17 protein-coding genes are annotated in these 19,942 nt (G+C 60.4%); all 17 read right to left on the reverse strand.

The features are described 5' to 3' along the window. Window position 1 precedes the first annotated feature (1 nt). Window positions 2-331, reverse strand: a complete 330-nt coding sequence (gene fliE, locus GH769_RS16635; protein WP_003192959.1) for a flagellar hook-basal body complex protein FliE — start codon at window positions 329-331, stop codon at window positions 2-4. A 131-nt stretch (window positions 332-462) separates the two neighbouring features. Next, on the reverse strand, window positions 463-1,839 hold the full coding sequence (locus tag GH769_RS16640; RefSeq protein ID WP_032902468.1) for a sigma-54 dependent transcriptional regulator: 1,377 nt from the start codon (window positions 1,837-1,839) through the stop codon (window positions 463-465). A 7-nt stretch (window positions 1,840-1,846) separates the two neighbouring features. Then, window positions 1,847-3,058 carry a PAS domain-containing sensor histidine kinase gene (locus GH769_RS16645; protein WP_019818388.1) on the reverse strand — a complete coding sequence of 404 codons (1,212 nt, stop codon included), beginning with the start codon at window positions 3,056-3,058 and terminating at the stop codon, window positions 1,847-1,849. Between the two features lie 110 nt (window positions 3,059-3,168). Then, entirely contained in the window at window positions 3,169-4,641 is a 1,473-nt protein-coding gene (locus GH769_RS16650; RefSeq protein WP_003192966.1) for a sigma-54 dependent transcriptional regulator, read from the reverse strand. Between the two features lie 169 nt (window positions 4,642-4,810). Then, a complete protein-coding gene (locus tag GH769_RS16655) occupies window positions 4,811-5,107 on the reverse strand; it encodes a hypothetical protein (RefSeq protein ID WP_014719354.1) in 297 nt (98 codons plus the stop codon). A 25-nt stretch (window positions 5,108-5,132) separates the two neighbouring features. Beyond that, the gene (gene fliS / locus GH769_RS16660; RefSeq protein ID WP_020302689.1) at window positions 5,133-5,522 is read right to left on the reverse strand and encodes a flagellar export chaperone FliS; all 390 of its coding nucleotides are present in this window, start codon (window positions 5,520-5,522) and stop codon (window positions 5,133-5,135) included. A gap of 128 nt (window positions 5,523-5,650) precedes the next feature. Then, window positions 5,651-7,018, reverse strand: a complete 1,368-nt coding sequence (gene fliD / locus GH769_RS16665) for a flagellar filament capping protein FliD (protein ID WP_014719356.1) — start codon at window positions 7,016-7,018, stop codon at window positions 5,651-5,653. Between the two features lie 82 nt (window positions 7,019-7,100). After that, window positions 7,101-7,448 (reverse strand): flagellar protein FlaG, encoded by a 348-nt coding sequence (locus GH769_RS16670; RefSeq protein WP_153649866.1) that lies wholly within the window; start codon window positions 7,446-7,448, stop codon window positions 7,101-7,103. A gap of 76 nt (window positions 7,449-7,524) precedes the next feature. After that, on the reverse strand, window positions 7,525-9,237 hold the full coding sequence (locus tag GH769_RS16675; protein ID WP_032902460.1) for a flagellin: 1,713 nt from the start codon (window positions 9,235-9,237) through the stop codon (window positions 7,525-7,527). Between the two features lie 264 nt (window positions 9,238-9,501). Further along, window positions 9,502-10,431 (reverse strand): ketoacyl-ACP synthase III, encoded by a 930-nt coding sequence (locus GH769_RS16680; protein WP_014719359.1) that lies wholly within the window; start codon window positions 10,429-10,431, stop codon window positions 9,502-9,504. A 276-nt stretch (window positions 10,432-10,707) separates the two neighbouring features. Further along, window positions 10,708-12,318 (reverse strand): flagellar hook-associated protein 3, encoded by a 1,611-nt coding sequence (locus tag GH769_RS16685; protein ID WP_014719360.1) that lies wholly within the window; start codon window positions 12,316-12,318, stop codon window positions 10,708-10,710. 14 nt (window positions 12,319-12,332) lie between these two features. Further along, a complete protein-coding gene (flgK, locus tag GH769_RS16690) occupies window positions 12,333-14,378 on the reverse strand; it encodes a flagellar hook-associated protein FlgK (protein WP_032902462.1) in 2,046 nt (681 codons plus the stop codon). A gap of 10 nt (window positions 14,379-14,388) precedes the next feature. Next, a complete protein-coding gene (gene flgJ, locus GH769_RS16695) occupies window positions 14,389-15,648 on the reverse strand; it encodes a flagellar assembly peptidoglycan hydrolase FlgJ (protein ID WP_032902465.1) in 1,260 nt (419 codons plus the stop codon). 4 nt (window positions 15,649-15,652) lie between these two features. After that, window positions 15,653-16,762: a flagellar basal body P-ring protein FlgI gene (locus tag GH769_RS16700; RefSeq protein WP_162236634.1), complete on the reverse strand. Its 1,110-nt coding sequence runs from the start codon at window positions 16,760-16,762 to the stop codon at window positions 15,653-15,655. Between the two features lie 6 nt (window positions 16,763-16,768). Next, window positions 16,769-17,464: a flagellar basal body L-ring protein FlgH gene (gene flgH, locus GH769_RS16705; RefSeq protein ID WP_014719364.1), complete on the reverse strand. Its 696-nt coding sequence runs from the start codon at window positions 17,462-17,464 to the stop codon at window positions 16,769-16,771. A 52-nt stretch (window positions 17,465-17,516) separates the two neighbouring features. Next, window positions 17,517-18,302 (reverse strand): flagellar basal-body rod protein FlgG, encoded by a 786-nt coding sequence (gene flgG / locus GH769_RS16710; RefSeq protein ID WP_003192986.1) that lies wholly within the window; start codon window positions 18,300-18,302, stop codon window positions 17,517-17,519. Window positions 18,303-18,364: 62 nt separating this feature from the next. Then, complete coding sequence (locus GH769_RS16715) at window positions 18,365-19,105, reverse strand: flagellar basal body rod protein FlgF (protein WP_003192988.1); 741 nt, start codon at window positions 19,103-19,105, stop codon at window positions 18,365-18,367. Window positions 19,106-19,942 lie beyond the last annotated feature (837 nt).

Here is a 19,942-nt window from a genome sequence, read left to right on the forward strand (position 1 = left end):
CTTAAACCGGCATCTGCATGATGTCTTGATACGCCTGAACCAGCTTGTTACGCACTTGGGTCAAGGCTTGGAAGGACACACTGGCCTTTTGCGAGGCGACCATCACATCGGTGAGGTCCACGCCGCTTTTACCGATCTCGAAGGCCGTCGCCAGCTGGCTGGACGCCTGCTGGGTATCACTGACTTTATTGATTGCCTGACCGAGCATGTCGGCAAAATTGCTTTGGCCCAATTCCGGCGCTGGCGCGACGGATTTCGGTTGAGCCATGGCGTCCATTTGCATGGCGCGCATATCCAACATCAACCGATTGAACTCAATACCCTGGCTCATGACCTTCTCTCTCCGACGACCCGCAATTTTTTGACACTACGCAGCGGTTACTAGGGGTGGTAGCAACAAGGGTGCCAGCTCTGTGACAACTCGTAAGAAAAGGCGACAAAGCTTGTCGAACTTGTTACCGGTCATGTGGCGAAAAGATACGCTTCCACATCCATACCGGCGTCGCGCATCTGCGCCAGCTTGTAGCGCAAGGTGCGCGGGCTGATGCCCAGGCGCTCGGCCGCTTCTTTGCGACGGCCGCGCTCGGCGCGCAGGGTGTCGATGATCATCTGAAATTCACGGCGGCGCAGGTCATCACCCAGGGCGCCTGCCGATTCCGCCTCGGCGACCACTGGAGCCGGAGCCAGGCTCGGCAACGGCGCAGCGCCAGTGCCCATGGCCAGGCAGAAATCCTGCGGCTGGATCAAGCCGCCCTGCTGCAAAATCAGCGCACGCTGGATGGCATTATCCAACTCGCGCACGTTGCCCGGCCATGGGTAATTGACCAGGCACGCCTGGGCCTCGGGCGACAACCGCGCCTGGGCATGCTTCATTTTTTTGACGTGGTTGTTCAGTAGGCGCTCGGCCAAGGGGATGATATCCGCCGGGCGCTCACGCAATGGGCGCCAGGCCAGCGGGAACACCGACAACCGGTAGAACAGGTCCTCACGGAAGCGCCCCGCCGCCACTTCGCCCGCCAGGTCGCGGTTGGTGGTGGCAACCACGCGAATATCCAGCTGGATCGGCTTGCGCGCGCCCACGCGCTCCACCTCACGTTCCTGCAATACGCGCAGCAACTTGGCTTGCAGGCCAAGGGGCATTTCCGAAATTTCGTCGAGCAGGATGGTGCCGCCGTCGGCCTGTTCGAACTTGCCGGCCTGGGCCGCGATGGCGCCGGTGAACGAGCCCTTTTCATGACCAAACAAGGTGGCTTCGAGCATGTTGTCGGGGATCGCCGCGCAGTTGATCGCAATGAACGGTTGCTGGGCGCGGCTGGACTGCTGGTGGATGTAGCGCGCCAGCACTTCTTTACCGGTACCGGATTCACCGGAAATCAACACAGTGGAATCACTGCGCGCCACCCGCGCGGCCAGTTCCAGCAATTGCGCGCTGGCCGGCTCAAAGGCAATCGGGCCATCGCCCTCGCCCGCCGACGCTACGCCCAGAGCATGTCGGGCCACCAGCTCGATCAGCGCCTTGGGCTCGAACGGTTTGACCAGGTAATCCGCCGCGCCCTGACGCATAGCATCCACCGCCCGCTCCACCGCGCCATGGGCGGTCATCAGCAGCACCGGCAGCTGCGGCTGGCGCACCCGCAGCAGGCCGAGCAATTGGTGGCCGTCCATGCCAGGCATGTTGACGTCGCTGACCACCAGGCTGAAGGTTTCCTGCTCGACCGCCTCCAAGGCTTCCTCGGCAGAGCCGACCGCACGGTAGTCATGGCCCGCCAACAGCAGCGTGTCAGCCAATGCTTCACGCAGGGCGCGATCGTCTTCCACCAATAAAACCTTGATAGCCATCATCCTCTTACTCCGCGCTTGCCGCGCTGGAAAACAGCGGCAAGGTCATCAATGCACAGGTGCCACGCCCCAGGCGGGAACGCAGCTGCAATTGTCCCTGATGGGCGCGGGCCACTGCCTTGACCACAGTCAGGCCCAGGCCAGTGCCGTTGGTCTTGGTGGTAAAAAACGGCTCGCCCAGACGTTGCAGCACCTGCGGGGCGATACCGCTGCCGCTGTCGCTGACGCACAGGCGCAGGGTTTGCCCGCGGGTGTACAGGTGCACTTTCAGGCGCGCCCCGGGGCCACTGGCCTGGGTGGCGTTTTCGATCAGGTTGAGCAGCGCGCCCACCAGGGTGTCGCGGTTGCACAGCAATTCGCCCTGATGGCTGTCGCACTGCCAGCGCAGGTTGGCCTCCTGCACATGAATGGCCGCTGCCGCTTGCAGGGACTGCATCAAGCCGGCAGGTGTAACGCGATCGGTCAGCGGCAGTTCGCCACGGGCAAACACCAGCATGTCGCGCACTTGGTGCTCCAACTCATGCAGGCGCTCCTTGAGGCGCCCGGCAAAGCGTTGGTGGGTGGCCGCCGGTAATTGCTCGTCAGTCAAATGGCTGGCGTAGATCAATGCCGCCGACAACGGCGTACGAATCTGATGGGCCAAGGAAGCGACCATACGCCCCAGGGACGACAGCCGCTCATGGCGCGCCAGTTGATCTTGCAGGTGCCGGGTTTCTGTCAGGTCATTGAGCAGCACAAGCTGGCCCGGCTCGGCGTCCAGGGAACGGGTCGCGATGGACAGCCGACGCCCGTCCTTGAGGGAGACTTCGTGGCCGTCGTCTTCACGGGGGGCAAAACAGCGGGTGATGACTTCACGCCACAGCTCGCCTTCCAGCGGCAGGCCGAGCAGATCACAGGCTGCCGGGTTGGCTTCGCGCACGCGGCCCTGGTCATCGATGACGATTACGCCACCGGGCAACAGGTCCAGCAGGTTTTGCAGGCGGTTGGCCAGGCGTTCTTTCTCGGCCAGCTCTTGCATGCGCTGGGCGCTGACCACCGCCAGTTCGCCTTTAAGCTCCGAAACCCGGGCCTCAAGCAGGCTGTAGGAGTCGGTCAGCTGGCTCGACATCTGATTGAACTGCGAGAACGCGTGCTCCAGGCCCTGGCGGGTCGGCGGTTCTACAGGCGAAACCAGCCCCTGGATGGCAGGGGCCGAAGATAGTTGGGCGGCGTGGGGCATGATGCTCTCTCGCTTGGCTGACCGTCAGTTAAACGGAACGTTGCGAGGGCTGTAGCAATACCCGTGCCGAAAAAAATCTACCTATAAATCAAATAGTTGAAAAACAGGCGTCAATCATCCGCCTGTTCATCACCTTCTTTGCGGCTCATACCGTACTTGCGCATCTTCTCCACCAGGGTGGTGCGGCGGATACGCAGGCGCTCGGCGGCGCGGGCCACGATGCCATGGGCATCGTCCAGGGCCTGCTGGATCAACCCTTGTTCGAGGTTGCCGAGGTAGTCCTTAAGGTCCAGGCCTTCGGGCGGCAACATCGCGGTGGCGCCGAAGTCTGGAGTATGGCCGTTGATCGCCACGCGCTCTTCCATGTCGCTGCGCAGGCTGTCCATCTGTTCGTCTTCGTCATCGACGTAGCGGAATTTCTTCGGCAGTTCGACCACGCCGATCACCCCGTACGGGTGCATGATCGCCATGCGCTCCACCAGGTTGGCCAGCTCGCGCACGTTGCCCGGCCAGCCGTGGCGGCACAGGGACATGATTGCCGCAGAGTTGAAGCGAATGGAGCCGCGCTTTTCGTGCTCCATGCGCGAGATCAGTTCGTTCATCAACAGCGGGATGTCTTCCACGCGCTCGCGCAGCGGGGCCATCTCGATAGGGAATACGTTGAGGCGGTAGTACAGGTCTTCGCGGAAGCTGCCGACCTCGATCATGCTTTCGAGGTTCTTGTGGGTGGCGGCAATGATGCGCACGTCCACGCTCTGGGTCTTGTTGCTGCCCACGCGCTCGAAGGTGCGCTCCTGCAATACGCGCAGCAGCTTGACCTGCATCGGCAACGGCATGTCGCCGATTTCGTCGAGGAACAGAGTGCCGCCATTGGCCAGCTCAAAACGCCCGGCACGGCTAGTGATCGCCCCGGTAAAGGCGCCCTTCTCGTGGCCGAACAATTCGCTTTCCAGCAGCTCTGCCGGGATCGCCCCGCAGTTGACCGGCACAAAGGGCCCGTCGCGACGCTTGGAGTGATAGTGCAGGTTGCGCGCGACCACTTCCTTGCCGGTGCCCGACTCGCCGAGGATCAGCACGCTGGCGTCGGTGTCGGCCACTTGCTGCATCATCTGGCGCACGTGCTGGATGGCACGGCTGGTGCCGACGAGGCTGCGGAACAGGTTGGGTTCACGGTGACGGCCGCGCTCGCGGGCCTGGTCGTACATCTCGCGATAGACCTGGGCACGGTGCAGGGAGTCGAGCAATTTGCTGTAGCTAGGCGGCATTTCCAGGTTGGACAACACACGGCGGCGCTGGTCTTCCGGCAGGTCCACGGAAGAAATATCGCCCATTAGCAACACCGGAAGGAACTCATCCCAGGTAGACAGTGTCTTTAACAGGCCCAGAACTGCGCCAGGAGCGTTTACCGTCCCGATCAATACGCAAATGACTTCACGGCTCGACGACAACGAGCTGACCGCCTGCTGCCAATCGTGGCTGCCGCAGGGTAAATTTTCTTCACCGAGAAAATTTAAAATCACCGCTAAATCGCGGCGGCGGACGCTATCGTCATCGATCAGCAGAATTTTGGTTTCACGCCACATGCAATAGCAACTTCCCTAGTAAAACTTCCTGCCCCGGAATGAGGGCAATCTAGACGTCTGTAAGATTTCTTACCTTCTAGACGTCTGAAATCTGAAAACAGCACTAGTTAAGTCAAAAATGCTGGCACAGTCAAATATATGACGCGCCGTTCGGATTAACTGCGCCCGTTCAACCGAACAGATGGTAAACCTTTGACGCATTTTTCGCTTGGTTGATCTGCGACATCTCTTCGAAAATCGCCTGGCGTTCGCCGGTCGTCACCTCCAGCAACTGCTGGTACACCACCAACAAACTTTCCAGCTTCTCGCGTAATGCGCCCTCGTCTACCGGTGCCTCACTGAGCACCTCATCAATCACCGCGCGGCAACCCAGGTCCAACTCGCCCACGGCTTCCCAATTGCGCTCAGCCAGCGCGCCGAGAAGGGCTTCGCGGGTTTCGTCGATGCGTTGCAGTGCGTGGCTCATGATGTGTACCTCAAGGCAATCGGCCTTATTGTGGAGCGATGGCATCCCAGCCGGTCTTGACGGTGATCAGCAGGCGGGCGACTTCGTCGATCATCTCGGCGTCGTTGACGCGATTGGCCTCGACCAAGCGATTGCCCATGTAGTTGTACAGGGCATCCAGACGCTGGATCGCGGCCGGATCTTCGGCTTTCTCAGGCTCCAGGCCATCGCGCAGGCCCGAAATGATTTCGATCGCCTTGCCCAGCATCAGGCCCTTTTGCGCGATGTCCCCGCGGCTCAACGCACCCTTGGCCTGGGCCATGCGATCCAGGCCACCTTCCATCAGCATCTGCACCAGGCGGTGCGGGCTGGCTTCGGAGACCTGAGCGTGGGCATTGACCTTCTGGTACTGGCGAAGGGCTCTCATCGGGTTCATGTTGCTACCTCGTTACTGGCGACAATCGAATAGGTTTGCTTAACCAGTTTTTCGACCACGGCGATAAAAACTTTAATCCAGCACCCTGCGCGAGGGCCCCTGGACAGGGCCCTGGCGCGCACCGCTCATCAGTTCGACTTAGGATTGTTCAGCGAGTTGAGGGTGGTCAGGATGCTGGAGCTGCTGGCGTTGATCTGCGCGATCATGGTGTCCATCGCCGTGTACTTGGCGGTCAGGGACTTCTGCAAGGCATCCATGCGCCGCGTCAGGTCGTCGGTCTCTTTGGTCAAGTCAGTCAACTTGTTGTTGAGATCGGTGGCACGTGTCGCCAGGGTGCCGGTAGTGCCGACGTAGCTGTTGGTCGCCTTGTTCATGCGGGTGATCAAGCCCGTGTCGCCGGTGAATAGCTTGGCAATGTCGCCAGCGCCCTTGACCACGGCCTTGTCCCAGGTTTTGTCATCCAGGCTCAGCAGGCCGGTTTTCTGGTCGGTGGTGATGCCCATCTGCGCCAGGCTGGTCATGGTGCCCGCGCCGGAGCCGTTGACCAATTCGGAACGCAGGCTGTTCACCAATTGACGCATCGACGCATCGCCGGTCAACGCACCTGCGGTGGTGGTGGAGGCATCACCGGTTGCAGTGACCTTGGTTTGGGTGTTGATCGCCGTCATCAGCGTGTTGTAGGCGCTGACGAAGGACTGCACCGAGGTTTTCAAGGTATCGGTGTTGCTGGCCACGGTGATGGTGGTCGGCTTGGTGATGTCTACCGTGTCCAACAGGTCCAGGGTCACGCCGCTGATCGCCGAGGTGATCTTGTTGCTGTTCGATGACATTTCAATGCCATCAATGGAGTACTTGGCGTTGGTCGGCGCCTTGCCTTTGTCGTAGCCGACAGCCAGCTGCGAATCACCGCTGAGGGTGATGTCGGTGCCCTCGCCCATGGTGGTCGAAGTCAATACCAGACGCGCGCCATTAGAGTCACTCAGTACGTTGGCACTGATGCCTTGGGACGAGAGCTGGGTATTGATCGACTCGCGCACCTGTTGCAAGGTCGCGCCGCCTGGGATCACCACGTCGTAGCTTTTGCCCGACTGGTTGATGGTCAGCGTCTGGTCTTCGTCCGTGCTGTTGGCCTTGCCCGACGCGCCGTCCGCATTCACCGCCGTGGTGACTTTCGAGGCGGTCGCAAGGTTGGCGATCTTCAACAGGTATTTGCCGCTGGACGCACCGTCGGTCAGGGTGACCTTGGCGTTTTTCTCTTCCGAAGAAGTCGCCGCCAGCCCGTTGAAGGCCGAGGCATTGTTCAACTTGGTGATCGCCGCCTGGTAGGCTTCCAACGCCGTCTTGACCGAGCCCACGGCAGACAACTGCACGGTGGCCTTCTTCTGCTCGTTGGTGATCTGAGCCTGCTTGGGCGCCTGCTCGGCACCTACCAGCGCCTTGACGATAGCCTGGGTGTCGTAGCCCGAACCTGGGCCGGAAATCGTTGAACTAGCCATTTGCCATTCTCCTTGTCCTGCAGCGGCCGTTTTTTGGCGCTTATACGCCTAGACCGCAATCAGAAACATGTTTCGTGCCAACTCAAGCCTTGCTATCAAACAGCAGGCTGCCGGCATCGCTCAGGTTCTGCGCCAATTTCAGCGCGGTCTCCGATGGAATCTGTCGAATCACTTCACCACTGTCAGTGGCGATCACCTTGACCACTACCTTGCCGGTAGAGTCATCGATGGAAAAATCCAGGTTGCGCTGTGAAGCCTGCACAAACTCACGCATATCGGTAACAGCCTTTTCCAGCGCCACGCGCTGCGGCTCTTCACTTTTGATCGGCTCATTGTTGGCCACAGGCTTGGCCTGGGTCACCACTGCGCCAAGGTTGGCCGGGGCCGTGGCTGCGGGGTAAGACGAGGTCAGCTTGATGCTCATGTCCATGTCACCACCTCCAAACTGAAAAAACGGAAGGGCACGTTGTTAAACGCACCCTCCCGTTATTTAACCGCTAGCGCTATTACTGAAGCAGCTTCAGAACAGACGATGGCAGTTGGTTGGCCTGGGACAGGATCGCAGTGGAAGCCTGTTGCAGGGTTTGTTGCTTGGTCAGCTCAGCGGCTTCAGAAGCGAAGTCAGCGTCTTCTACGCGGCCTTTGGCAGCGGAGGAGTTCTGCGAAATGCTCTGCAGGTTGGCCACGGTGCTGGCGAAGCGGTTTTGTACGGCACCCAGCTGCGAACGCTGGCTGTCGATCTGCTGCATAGCATCGTCCAGAGCCTGGATGGCCTGCTGCGAAGAAGCGGCAGTCAGGATGTTCAGGTCGGAAACGCTGGTTTCCATGGTGACGGCGGTTTTGGTGCCGGCCGCTGCAACAGCGGTCAGACCCAGTGCAGCCAGGCCAGTACCGGCGCTACCATCCTTGATGGTGATGTCTTTGTCAGCGAACAGGTTCAGGGTGCCGTCAGCGTTTTTGCTGGCTTGAACACCGGTGCTGGCGCTGTTGATCGAGGCTACTACTGCATCAGCAGTGTCACCCTTCTTGAACTTCACTTCGACGCCGTTCACGTCAATCGAAGTGTCAGCGGTCAGTTTGGCTTGGGTAGTACCGGCCGACAGACCCAACTGGGAAAGCGAACCGCTCGAAGTGTTGGACAGCTTGATGTCCGCACCGTCACCCGAAGTCAATTTGACACGGCCATCAGTGAAAGTGGCCGAAGCGCCTGTCGCCGCACCGCCAGCCGCGTTTTCAAGCTTGGTCAACACAGAAGCCATGGTGTCAGTAGCAGACCAAGTTACGGCTGTGCCATTGACCGAGATGGCACCGTCAGCCTTGAGGTTGCTGTTGGATGGAACGGTGGCTGCTGCACCCAGACCGAGCTTGGCCAAACCGTCTGTCGCGCCAGCGGTAGCCGAAGCGCCCAGGACAATGTCGTTTTTCGAGGTCAGGGTTACGACGCCAGCGGCATCGGCAGTAGCGGTAACACCAGTGGTTGCGGTTTGAGCGTTGATGGCAGTCAGTGCAGCAGTAGCTGCCGGAACACCAGCGGCGGCAACACCGAGAGCAATTTCAGTACCGTTGATAGTGAACGCGTCGGTAGCAACGGTAGCGGTTGCTGCGGCTGCGCCAATTTTCATTGCGCTATTGCCCAATACCGAACCAGTAGCGGTAGCGGCCAGGCCTTTCATCGCAACGCCATCTACAGCAGCTTCTTTGTAGTTACCCTTCAGCGCAGTCGAGCTGATATCGGTCATACCGAACGAGATAGTCTCGTTGGCATTGGCGCCGATCTGGAACGCTACGTTGCTGAACGAGCCGTCCAGCAGGTTACGACCACCGAAGGTGGTGGTGCTGGCGATACGGTTCAGCTCGCCCACTTTAGCGGTGAATTCTTGCTGCAGGGAAACACGGTCAGCGTCGCTTTTATCACCGTTGGCCGCTTGCAGGGCGAGTTCACGCAGACGCTGCAGGGTGTTGGTGGATTCTTGCATCGCGCCTTCAGCGGTCTGGGCAATCGACACGCCGTTGTTGGCGTTGGCGATGGCAACGTTCAGACCTTTGACCTGGTTGTTCAGACGGTTAGCGATCTGCATGCCGGCAGCGTCGTCTTTGGCGCTGTTGATTTTCAGGCCGGAGGACAGACGGTTCATCGACTGGCTCAGAGCGTCGGAAGCTTTGTTCAGGTTCTTCTGGACACCCAGGGAGGTGATGTTGGTGTTTACTGATAATGCCATGACGAAATCCTCGTGGTTTGGATACTGCGGCTTCCGGCCCTGGCGACCGCCGGGTGTGGCCTAGAGAACCTACGTAATAGTTATCGTCGTGGTAGCCGGTTGCTTGAGGATTTTTTTGATTTTTTTTAGTAGCCCTGTGCCAGCCCTTGTATTTCAAGGGCTTATGCAGGCGCAGAAGCCCGGTTTCATTGGCTTTTCTGGCGCCAATAAAAAAACGCCGATGATCATTCGATCATCGGCGTTTTTTGTGCAACGGCTAATGCATCACGGACGATAGAGAATCGCCGAGCCCCACGACAGGCCCACGCCAAAGCCGCTGATTGCCACGCGCTTCCAGGTGGCGTCCATCACGTGCTTTTCCAGCAGCAGCGGGATGCTCGACGACACGGTGTTGCCGGTCTCGACCATGTCCTTGATGAACTTGTCCACCGGCGCTTCTTCAAAACGGCGCGCCACGGCGTCGACGATGGCCGCGCTGCCCTGGTGGATGCAGAACGCATCGATGTCATCGGCCTTGAGGTCCGACTCTTTGAGCAGCTCGTGCAAGTGCGCAGGCACCTTGAGCAAAGCGAAGTTAAACACCTGGCGGCCATTCATGAAGAACACGCCGTCACTGACCTTCAGGTGCGGTGCGCCGGAACCGTCGGTGCCGAACTTGGATTTGCCCAGCAGCCATGGCGCGTCCTCGCCCATCCAGGTGGCGGTGGCGGCATCGCCGAACAGCATGGTGGTGTTGCGGTCTTCCGGGTCGACAATCTTGGAATACGGGTCGGCGGTGATCAGCAGGCCGTTTTTCAGGCCAGCGGCTTCCATGAAGCCCTTCATCGCGTAGATGCCGTAGACGTAGCCGGAGCAGCCCAAGGAAATGTCGAAGGCGGCCACGTGAGTTGGCAGGCCCAGTTTGTCCTGCACGATGGCGGCCGTGTGAGGCAGGCCCTCTTCATCGCCGTTCTGGGTGACGACGATCAGCGCGTCGATGGATTCGCGCTTCAATTGCGGGTTGTTGGCAAACAAGGCGTTGACCGCCTCGACACACAGATCCGAGGTTTCCTGTGCCGCTTCCTTGCGCGGCAGGAACGCCGAGCCGATCTTGCCGATGATGAACTCTTCATCCTTGGCGAACTTGGCACCCTGGGCGTAGTTATCGATCCCGTCCGCCGGCACGTAACTGGCGATGCTTTTTATGCCAATCATTGTGGCTTCCCAATACTAAATAGCTGGAGAACACCCCTCGGGCTATGCCGGAAGTGCTGACAATAAAGGGGATAACCCCATAAAAATCCCGCTGAAAGCCGCCCGATGAAGGCCCTGTGACGACTTATCCTTTTCACACGATACAGTGAAGATGCGCTTTATGACTCACAGGTCACTCAATTTTGCGTGGTTTATGCAAAACGTTTCAACAATTAAGCCCCCGAAACGACAACGGCCCGCCCTGTTTCCAGAGCGGGCCGCTTGACTGAACGCCGTTTACATCTTGTTGAACAGGCTCAACTGCGAGATTTTCACGAAGGCCAACTGCGAGGCCTGCAACATGGTTTGTTGCAAGCTCAGGTTGATGGCGGCTTCGGCGAAGTCGACATTGCCCAGGGCATTCATGGTGGTGGTATTGGCCAGGTCCAGGCTGACGTTTTCCTTGGACTGAATGTCCAGGCCATTGAGGCGCGCGCCCAGGGAGCCACGCGCCTGGTCGATCTGGCCGTAGGCATTGGTCAGGTTGCCAATGGACTTGGCCACCACATCCTTGAGCTCCTTCTGCGCCGCCGGGTTGCCGTCTGACGGCGTTTCCAGGATTTTGCGCAGATGGCTCAGGGTGTCGAGGACGTTCTCGTTCTTGTTGCTGGTGGCACTGATCGCAAACTGGTCGCCGGCTGCCGGTGCCGGTGCGGTGGTGACATCAAAGGTCACCCCTGCCGCCGTGATGGTGGTGGCGCCGGCCGCCAGGGTGCCACTGGCGATGGATTTGCTGTCTGCGCTATACGGCTGGGCATACAGGTCATAGGCGCCGGCGGCACCGAACTTCACGATCACGCCCGAGTTGGGAAAGGTGCTGGCGTACGCCGCCGGATCGCTCACCGTGCCGCCGCTCAGTTGCGCGGTGGACGGATTGCTCGGGGTGCGCGAAACGCTGAAGGTGTCCGGCTTGACCGACAGGCTGAACTCGCGATCCTTGACGATGGCGTCCGACGGCGCGCCTGGCAGTATGTCTTTGCCCAGTGCGTCTTTGCCCAGGTTCAAGCCAATGTCGAACTTGACCCCGCGCAGGTTGATAGTCGAGCCGCCTTCCTTGGTGGCATCGAAAGTGCCGTTGCCTGGAATCTCCGAAGTGATGTCCTTGCCAGCATTGTCCGTGACCACGTATTGGGTGCTGCTGGTGAAGGTCAGCTTATACGGCTGACCATCGGAAAAGCTGCTGTTATAGCTGCTGTTGGCCGCGATCAGCCCGGCAGATACGGTGACCTTGCCATCGTCGACCGCTGGCGGCACGAGGATCGGCGCGGTTTGCGTACGGCCCGTATTCGCTGAGCTTTCAAGCATGCTCTTGGCGGTATTGCCCATGGCAACCGACAGGTTCTCTGCGATCTGCAGGCTCAACGGCGTGTCATCGCCCTGGTAACTGTAGGTGCCGTCATTGTTGCGGGCGTAGGGCGGCGTATCGGTCTTGCTGCCGGAGAACAAGTAATTGCCGCTGGCGTCCTTGGTATTGAGCAGGCCCAGGATCTGGTCTTCAATGGCGCCAATCTCGGCGGCCGTCGACTTGCGGTCAGCGTCGCTGATGCCGACGTTACCCGCCTTGAGCGCCAACTCACTGGCCCGTTGAATCGCGATATTGATATTTTCCAGCACGCCGTCCTGGGTGGTCAGCGAGTTTTTCAGGGTGTCGATGTTGCCATTGAACTGCGCCAGCATGTCTTTCTGCTGCTGCAGCATCAACAACCGCGCCGCCGCCACCGGATCATCTGCGGCGGTTTGCACGCGCACGCCGGAGCTGGCCTGGTCCTGGGCCTTGACCACGCTGGAATAGTTGCTCTGGTACTTGGCAGAGCTGGTCTCGAAATACTGCTGTGTAGAAATACGCATCGTCCCAGCCTCCCTTAAAGAGCATTCATCAGTGTGGTGAAGGTTTCCTGCGCAGCCTTGATGATCTGCGACGACGCGGTGTAGTACTGCTGGAACTTGATCATGTCGCCCGCTTCATCATCCAGGTTGACCCCGGATACCGAGTTGCGTGCTTCCTTGTTGGCGCTGAGCAACGCACCGGTGGCGGCGGTGTCGACCCCGGCCTGGCTGGCCTTGGCACCCACGGTCGAGACCAGCTTGCTGTTGGCACCCACCAGGCTGGTGCCCGCGTTGCCCTCGCCCATGCCGACGGTGGCCTTGGTTTGCAGGTTCAGCAGTTCCTGGGCGTTGCGGCCGTCGGACTTGCCACCACTGTTGAAGGCAAAGGTGGTGCTGTCGCCGTCTGCCGGGGAGCCGTTGACAGTGGTGTCGAACTTGAAGCTCTTGCCGGGAATGGCGGCACCGCTGGCGTCGCGCATTGGCACGTCCACGGTGATCTTGTTGCCCTGCCCCGGAATGATCGAGCCGGTGCCAATCGGGTTGCCCTTGGAGTCGCTGATCGTATACGACTGCGTTCCGTCGGCGGCAGGCTTGCCGAACACCATCTTCACCGGCATCGAGTTTTCAATACCGGCGCGCAACTGGGCAGTGTCAGTGCCGCCATGGATATCCAAAGGCACTGTCAAAGCCGGCTGGGTAAAGGTGCCCGTGCCACTGTTGGTCTTGCTGCTGGTACCTGCCAACGGGCCGGCAAACGCCAGCTTGTTCGCATCGGTGAGCGCCACGCCAATACCGCTGGCGCCCGTGGCGGTGGGGCTGACCTTGAAGCTGTCGCCAAACGCCATGGTGCCCTTGCCGTCCAGCGCCAGGGTGAAACCATCCAGGGTCGGCGGCGGTGTAGCGCTCATGTCAAAGGTGCCCATGGCCTTGCCGTCCGAGCGCAACACCGTGATTTTGTTAGGATCGGTCTTGTCGCTGAAGGTCACGGTGTAGTCAAACGTGGACAACTGACTGCTGTCCTTGATCGTCACGTTCAGGTTGCCCGCGCCGGCGCTGTTGCCCGAGGCACCCTGGCTGCGCGAGGCAATGGCGGCCGCGCTGTTGATGTCTTTGAACAGCGAAACGCCAAAGTCACCATTGAGGTCCAGGCCCTGGCCCAGTTGGCTGTTGAGCGTGTCCGCGGTGGCAATGGCGATACGCCCCAGCTCATTGATGGCCGGCATCAAGGCATCGCTGCGATAGCGCAACAGGCCACCGATGCTGCCGCCGCTGATCACCGAGCCCAGGTCCAGGCTGGTGCCGTTCATGTCCAACTGGATGGTGTACTGGCTGTTATCGGTTTTGCTTGGTGCCGCGGAAATCTTGTTGGAGATCCCGCCCTCTACCAGGGACTGGCCGCTGCCGGTGGTCACGCTGAACTGGCCGTTTTTCTCGGTGGCCGTGACACCGATCAACTCATTGAGCGAGCGTACTGCCTCGTTACGCGAGTCCAGCAGGTTGGCTGGGGCGCTATTGGAGCTGCCCTGGGCCTGGGAGATCTGCTGGTTAAGCGAGGCAATCGAGGCGGTCAATTGGTTGACCTGATCAGTCATGCTGCTCAGTTGGTTGTTGATGGTCTCTTTCTGCTGGGTCAACTGCGTGGAGATCGAGTTGAAACGGCTGCTCAGGGTCTGGGCGTTGGTCACCAGCAATTGGCGGGCCGACAGGTCGCTGGGGTTGGACGCGGCGGTTTGCAGGGTGGCGAAGAACGAACTGAGCACTGAGGACAGACCGGTGGTTTTGTCCGACAGCACTTTGTCGACGGCCCCCACCTGGTCCAGGTACGCCTTGGCGTCGTTATTGAGCGCCGTGCTGTTCTGGTAAGCGGTGTCCAGGTACTCGTTGTACACCCGGCGCACATCGGCCAGGGTGGTGCCGCTGCCGATGTACACGCCGCCGAACGGGTTTGATGCGTTGGTATTTTGCGTGGTCTGCTGACGCGAGTACCCTGGGGTATTCACGTTGGCGATGTTATTACTCAAGACCGACAACGATCCTTGAGCGGCATTGAGCCCTGACATCCCGATACTGAGCAAACTCATGGTTCAGACCTTATAAATGTGTGGTTGCGCCAGCGGCAGCGTAGTTCTGGTAACTGTTCATGTTTTTTGCGATCTGCGAAATCTTGCTGGCGTAATCCGGGTCGGTTGCATAACCGGCTTTTTGCAACTCGCGTACAAACTGTTCCGGGTTGTCGGCTGATTTCACAACTTCTTTATAGCGATCATGGCTTTGCAGCAAAGTCACGAGGTCGTGGAAGCTGTCCTGATACGAGCTGTAGGAACGGAACTGCGCCGTTTCCTTGACCATCGCACCATCGCGAAACTCGCTGGTGATCGCCCGGGCCTGACCGCCCTGCCAGCTCTGGCCAGCCTTGATGCCGAACAGGTTGTGGCTGCTACTGCCGTCCTCGGCGCGCATCACCGATTTGCCCCAGCCGGTTTCCAGCGCGGCCTGGGCCACAAGATATTTGGGGTCGATACCGATACGTGCGGCGGCGGCCTTGGCCATCGGCAGCATAGTGGCGACGAATTCATCCTGGGAGCTGAAGGCTTTCTTGGCCGGCGCCAGCGGTGGCTGCGCAATGGCGCGGCCATACACCTGCATGCGCCCGCTCGGCACGGCAAAGCTACGCGCGCTGCTGTTGATGACCGTGTCGTCGGCAGCGCTGTTACGCAGGGGCGCGGCTTTGGCTTCGACCGGAGCGTTCGGCACGATGCCGGCCAGCAGGCGGTCGGCCAGCTTGCTGGGCAAGGCGATACGGCGCTGGTTCATCAGTTCCATGTCGTTGGCATGGGTGCTGGCGCCCTCAGGCACGGCCACGCGATACGCCCACAAAGGCCGCTGGCCATTGGAGCGGCCCAACGGGCCTTCGGCCTGGGTACCGGCGGCAATCTCGGTCGGCACATCGACTTTCTTCACCGGCGCATCCGCCGCCGGGCCTTGCAAGGTGGCGGCCTGGGCCTCCACCGGCTTGTTCTTCTGCATCTGGCGCATCAGCACATCGGCCAGGCCGATACCACCACCTTCGCGGGACATCGACACCGCCAATTGCTGGTCGTACATTTCCTGGTATTGCTTGGCGGCCGGGGTGTTCAGCGGGTTGTCCTTGCCCAGGGCCTCGGTGGCCGAACGCATGGACTTGAGCATCTCGTTCAAAAACAGCGACTCGAATTCCTGCGCCACTTTGCGCAGGTTGCCTTCGCTGTTTTTGTCGGCACCGACCTTGAGCTGGTTAAGCCGGTTCAGGTCGGAGTAAGACCCCGAGTCCGCCGTGCTGCTGATACCGCTCTTGCGCATATCCATGGCCATGGCCTCAGATCACGATCAGGTCGGCTTGCAACGCGCCGGCCTGCTTCAAAGCTTCGAGGATCGCCATCAAGTCGCCGGGCGCAGCGCCCACCTGGTTCACCGCACGGACAATCTCGTCCAGGGTGGTGCCGGGGCCGAACTTGAACATCGGCTTGGCTTCTTGCTGGGCATTGACGCGCGAGCGCGGGACCACGGCCGTCTGGCCACCGGACAACGGCCCAGGCTGGCTGACGATCGGGTCTTCGGTGATGGTCACCGTCAGGCTGCCGTGGGTCACCGCCGCTGGCGAAACCTTGACGTTCTGGCCGATCACGATGGTGCCGGTGCGCGAGTTGATGATGACTTTAGCCACGGCCTGGCCTGGGTCCACCTCAAGGTTTTCCAGGATCGACAGGTAGTCCACACGCTGGCTTGGGTCCAGAGGCGCAGTGACGCGAACCGAGCCGCCGTCGATGGCCTGGGCCACGCCAGGGCCGAGCATGTCGTTGATCTTGTCGACCACGCGCTTGGCGGTGGTGAAGTCGGAGCGGTTGAGGTTCAGGGTCAGGCTGTTGCCCTGGTTGAAACCACTCGGCACGGTGCGTTCAACCGTGGCGCCACCGGGGATACGCCCGGCCGACGGCACGTTGACGGTGATCTTCGAGCCGTCGCGGCCTTCGGCGTCAAAACCGCCGACCACCAGGTTGCCCTGGGCAATGGCGTAGACGTTGCCGTCGATACCTTTGAGCGGCGTCATCAGCAAGGTGCCGCCGCGCAGGCTCTTGGAGTTACCCATGGACGACACGGTGATATCCACCACCTGCCCCGGCTTGGCGAACGCGGGCAGATCGGCGCTGATCGACACCGCTGCGACGTTCTTCAGCTGCACGTTGCCCGAGCCTGGCGGCACTTTGATGCCGAACTGCGAGAGCATGTTGTTGAAGGTTTGCAGGGTGAACGGCGTCTGGGTGGTCTGGTCACCCGTGCCGTTAAGCCCCACGACCAGGCCATAGCCGATCAACTGGTTGGAGCGCACGCCGGAAATACTGGCGATGTCCTTCAGGCGCTCGGCCTGGGCCACAGCGCTCAAGGCCAGCAAAAGCGTCATCGCCATCAGCTGTTTGAACTTCAAAATGGCCACCTAGAAAGGGAACAGCGGGCTGAGGAAGAAGCGGTCGAACCAGCCCGGCTGGCTCGCATCGGCAAACGAACCGGTGCCCGAGTAGGTAATGCGTGCATCGGCAATGCGCGTCGACGGCACGGTGTTGTCGGTGGAGATGTCATCGGCGCGGACCATGCCGGCGATGCGCACCAACTCGTCGCCGGTGTTGAGGGTCATCCACTTTTCACCACGCACGGCAATGATGCCGTTGGGCAATACGTCGGCGACGGTCACGGTGATCGAACCGGTCAGGCTGTTGCCCTGCCCTGCCGCGCTCTTGCCGTTGGTGGCACGGTCGCCGCTGTAGCCGGCGTCCAGGCTCAGGTCACCACTGCCCAGCGGGTTGTTGGTGTTCAGGCCGCCGCCGAACAGCGAGGTCAGGCCGATGCTGGTCTTGCTGTTCTTGCCGATCTGCGAGTTGGCGTTCTTGCTGGCCTGGGTCTTCTCATTCAGGGTAATGGTGATGATGTCACCGACCCGGAACGCCTTGCGGTCGCTGTACAGGTTCTGCTCGAAACCGGCCTGGTAGATCGAGCCATTGTTGGCCGCCGCCGGCAGCGGTGTGCGTGGCAACACCGGCGCGTAGTACGGGTCATTGGGCTTTGGCGTGGGGGCGACACAGCCCGCAAGCACGGCGATCCCACTCAATGCCAACACACAAACATAGCGATTCATGACCCTAACCTCACGGTGTTGCAGGCACCCTCAAGGGCGCCCCATAGACTGATTACAGATTTTGCGTAACGAACGAAAGCATCTGGTCGGCGGTGGAAATCACCTTGGAGTTCATCTCGTAGGCGCGCTGGGTGGTGATCATGTTGACCATCTCCTCAACGGTGCTGACGTTGGAGGTTTCCAGGGTGCTTTGCAGCGTGGTGCCGAAGCCGTTCAAGCCAGGGGTGCCGATTTGCGGCGCGCCACTGGAGGCGGTTTCCAGGAACAGGTTGTTGCCCATCGCCTGCAGGCCGGCCGGGTTGATGAAGTCGGCGGTTTGCAGGTTGCCGATCACCTGGGACGCTGGGTTGCCAGCGACGGTGATGGACACGGTGCCGTCGTTGCCGACGGTGAAGGTCTTGGCGTCGGGCGGCACCACGACAGCAGGCTCCAGGGCGAAACCGTTGGCGGTCACGATCTGGCCGTTAGAGTCCAGGTGGAAGGTGCCGTCACGGGTGTAAGAGGTGGTGCCATCCGGTTGCAGTACCTGGAAAAAGCCGCGGCCATTGATCGCCATGTCCAGGGGCTGGCCGGTTTGCTGCAGGTTACCGGCGCTGAAGTTTTTCTGGGTGCCGACGATCTGCACACCGGTACCCAGTTGCAGGCCCGACGGCAGTTCGCTGTCCTGGGTCGACTGGGCGCCCGGTTGCTTCTTGATCTGATAGAGCAAGTCCTGGAACTCGGCGCGGTCACGTTTGAAGCCCGTGGTCGACACGTTTGCCAGGTTGTTGGAAATGGTCGTCAGGTTGGTGTCCTGGGCGGACAGGCCTGTCTTGGCAACCCATAGAGCCGGAAGCATGCTGTTCTCCTTCGTGCGCCGGATGGTTGGCGCTGCGTTGCAAATTAGTTAATGGGCTTGGATCAGCTCATCTGCATGACGCGCGTCATGGCCTGGTCGTCTTCTTTAGCGCTGTTCATCATCTTGATATGCAGCTCGAACTGCTTGGCCAGCGCCAGCACCGCGGTCATTTCTTCCACGGCATTGACGTTGCTCGCCTGCAGGAAACCCGAGGTCAGCCGCACATTCGCGTCGGCCTGGGCCGGTTGGCCATCCTTGGTGTGGATGGTGCCGTCCAGGCCCTTGGTCATGTTCTTGAGGTCAGGCTGGACCATCTTGATACGGTCCACTTCCGCCATCACCCGCGGACCTTCGCCCATGGCACGGATGCTGATGGTGCCGTCCGAACCCACTTCGATTTTCTGCTGGGGCGGCACGGCAATCGGGCCACCGTTGCCCATGATCGGCATACCGTTGCCGGCCCGCAGCACGCCCAAGGCATCCACGTTCATGCTGGCGCTGCGCACGTAGGCTTCGCCGCCATCGGGGGTTTGCACCGCCATCCAGCCGTCGCCGCTGACGGCCACGTCGAGGTCGCGGCCGGTTTCGATCATCGCGCCCGGTGAAAAGTCGGTAGCCGGACGTTCGGTCATGGCAAACGCCCGCGCCGGAAAGCTGTCACCGAACACTGGCATCGAACGCGCCTGTTCCAGGTCGCGCTGAAAGCCGTTGGTGGAAATGTTCGCCAGATTGTTGGCATGGGCCTTCTGCGCCAGTGCATTCTGGCTGGCGCCGGTCATTGCCACATAAAGGTACTTGTCCACGCTCTATCCTCTTTCTGACGGACGCTTGCCGCCCACCGCTGTACTGAGGAGGCTTAAGCAATTTGCGAACCAACTTTTCAAAAGAGGCGAAAGTCCAGGCTGGGCGGGGGTTTCGTGGAGGTAGCTGAAAGAGGTGATGGGAGAAACAGTCGAAAAAACGGCGGACTACTGCCGCCTGCGGCAAACACCGGCCTTCAAACCGGTAGAGATCAAAGGGGGAGCGGGCTTGCCTGCGATCGTGCTGATTCAGTTGCAGATTAATTGACTGACCCGCCGCCATCGCGGGCAAGCCCGCTCCCACAGGGGATTGAGGCCGGGCGCTGATTGCGGGGGCAATACCCAACCAATGTGGGAGCTGGCTTGCCTGCGATAGTGTTAGTTCAGCGACAGAATCATTGACTGACCCGCCGCCTTCGCGGGCAAGCCCGCTCCCACAGGGGATTGAGGCCGGGCGCTGATTGCGGGGGCAATACCCAACCAATGTGGGAGCTGGCTTGCCTGCGATAGTGTTAGTTCAGCGACAGAATCATTGACTGACACGCCGCCTTCGCGGGCAAGCCCGCTCCCACAGGGGATTGAGGCCGGGCGCTGATTGCGGGGGCAATACCCAACCAATGTGGGAGCTGGCTTACCTGCGATAGCGTTAGTTCAGCGACAGAATCATTGACTGACACGCCGCCTTCGCGGGCAAGCCCACTCCCACAGGGGATTGAGGCCGGGCGCTGATTGCGTGGGCAACACCCAACCAATGTGGGAGCTGGCTTGCCTGCGATAGCGGTTGGGCAGGCACTGATATGCCAACTGACAATCCGCTATAGCAGGCAAGCCAGCTCCCAC

The sequence above is a fragment of the Pseudomonas sp. CFSAN084952 genome, from assembly GCF_009648855.1.
Lineage (GTDB): Bacteria > Pseudomonadota > Gammaproteobacteria > Pseudomonadales > Pseudomonadaceae > Aquipseudomonas > Aquipseudomonas paracarnis.

Bases quoted from the DNA above. Each gene is read 5' to 3' on its own strand.
- fliE (WP_003192959.1), bottom strand. From the start codon at position 331: ATGAGCCAGGGTATTGAGTTCAATCGGTTGATGTTGGATATGCGCGCC.
- GH769_RS16640 (WP_032902468.1), bottom strand. From the start codon at position 1,839: ATGGCTATCAAGGTTTTATTGGTGGAAGACGATCGCGCCCTGCGTGAA.
- GH769_RS16645 (WP_019818388.1), bottom strand. From the start codon at position 3,058: ATGCCCCACGCCGCCCAACTATCTTCGGCCCCTGCCATCCAGGGGCTG.
- GH769_RS16650 (WP_003192966.1), bottom strand. From the start codon at position 4,641: ATGTGGCGTGAAACCAAAATTCTGCTGATCGATGACGATAGCGTCCGC.
- GH769_RS16655 (WP_014719354.1), bottom strand. From the start codon at position 5,107: ATGAGCCACGCACTGCAACGCATCGACGAAACCCGCGAAGCCCTTCTC.
- fliS (WP_020302689.1), bottom strand. From the start codon at position 5,522: ATGAACCCGATGAGAGCCCTTCGCCAGTACCAGAAGGTCAATGCCCAC.
- fliD (WP_014719356.1), bottom strand. From the start codon at position 7,018: ATGGCTAGTTCAACGATTTCCGGCCCAGGTTCGGGCTACGACACCCAG.
- GH769_RS16670 (WP_153649866.1), bottom strand. From the start codon at position 7,448: ATGGACATGAGCATCAAGCTGACCTCGTCTTACCCCGCAGCCACGGCC.
- GH769_RS16675 (WP_032902460.1), bottom strand. From the start codon at position 9,237: ATGGCATTATCAGTAAACACCAACATCACCTCCCTGGGTGTCCAGAAG.
- GH769_RS16680 (WP_014719359.1), bottom strand. From the start codon at position 10,431: ATGATTGGCATAAAAAGCATCGCCAGTTACGTGCCGGCGGACGGGATC.
- GH769_RS16685 (WP_014719360.1), bottom strand. From the start codon at position 12,318: ATGCGTATTTCTACACAGCAGTATTTCGAGACCAGCTCTGCCAAGTAC.
- flgK (WP_032902462.1), bottom strand. From the start codon at position 14,378: ATGAGTTTGCTCAGTATCGGGATGTCAGGGCTCAATGCCGCTCAAGGA.
- flgJ (WP_032902465.1), bottom strand. From the start codon at position 15,648: ATGGCCATGGATATGCGCAAGAGCGGTATCAGCAGCACGGCGGACTCG.
- flgH (WP_014719364.1), bottom strand. From the start codon at position 17,464: ATGAATCGCTATGTTTGTGTGTTGGCATTGAGTGGGATCGCCGTGCTT.
- flgG (WP_003192986.1), bottom strand. From the start codon at position 18,302: ATGCTTCCGGCTCTATGGGTTGCCAAGACAGGCCTGTCCGCCCAGGAC.